Origin of the sequence: Synechococcus sp. R70.1, from assembly GCF_047461675.1 — a bacterium.
Classification (GTDB): Bacteria; Cyanobacteriota; Cyanobacteriia; order Thermostichales; family Thermostichaceae; genus Thermostichus.
The window spans coordinates 1-1,069 of record NZ_JANSHR010000054.1 but is presented as its reverse complement, the minus strand read 5'-3'; the positions used below and the strand labels follow the sequence as shown (position 1 = coordinate 1,069).

The following is a 1,069-nucleotide window of genomic DNA, read 5'->3' as shown; positions in this document are numbered from 1 at the left end:
ACTCGCCCTTACAGGAGACATTCAACTTTATCTTGCGGCTAAAACAGTTGCAGGCCCAGCGAAGGGGCCAAACCGTATTTGTTGGACAAAACCTGCCAGGGGTGACTGAGATCCTGGTGCGCAATTACCGCGTGAATCAGGCAGTCGCCACCGATTTGGCCAGTCGGCTGGAAGAAGTTTTGAACGCCGTTGCTCCCGGTGCCCAATTCGTTGTGGACGAGCGCACCAACTCCATTACGGTGATCGGCAACTCGCGGCAGCAGGACATCGCGGCTGCTCAGATTGCCCAATTGGATGTGCGTCGGCGACAGGTTCTGATTTCCCTGAGAGCAGTTGATATTCGGTTGGACAAAAACGAAAGCTTATCAGTTAACTTGGGAGGGGCATCTGGCAACTTTGCCCTTGGAACTTTGTTGGAAGACGCCGATTTTGGTGGTCAACCGCTCAATCAACCCGAGGGATCCTCGGTAAGCTTTATTGGGCCTGCAGATCCCTCGGGGGCGATTACCGGGATATTTAACACCCTTAACCGGCTGCAGCGGTCTCTAGCCCTGAGGGTAGAGTCTGCATTACGAAACGGAACTGGAAAAATTCTAACTGACCCCAAAATTGTGGTGGCAGAAGGCGGATCCGGCAGAATTAGCATTGCAACCAGCGTTCCCGTTAATGTTGAGGTCATTACAATACCCCAGGGGGAGGGTCAGCCCCCACTTACTACTCAGCGCTTACAGCGACAAGACGCCGGAGTTATCCTAAACGTTTCAGAGGTTAGGATAGATGATAATGGGTTTGTTACTCTGAACATTGAGCCAGAAATTTCCGTCCCTGTCCCTATTCAAAGACTAGAGGGTGGGGACTTTGCAGGAATTCAGCTTTTTAACGTCGAAACAAGGAAGCTACAAGCCTCTCAGCTAAGGCTGAGAGATGGGCAAACTTTTATCATTGCTGGCCTAATTCAAGATAGGGACACCGTTGACGTCCGGAAAGTGCCTTTGCTAGGCGATTTGCCTCTCCTGGGTGCTTTGTTCCGCTCTCAGAGTGTAGATAACGAGCGCAATGAAGTGGTCTT

General features: G+C 51.4%; 1 protein-coding gene. It reads left to right on the top strand.

What is annotated here, in order from left to right; translation table 11 throughout:
- Positions 1 to 101: 101 nt before the first annotated feature.
- Positions 102 to 1,069, top strand: a 968-nt coding sequence (locus NW807_RS07580) for a type II secretion system protein GspD (protein ID WP_414425725.1), incomplete at its 3' end; no start/stop codon positions are given.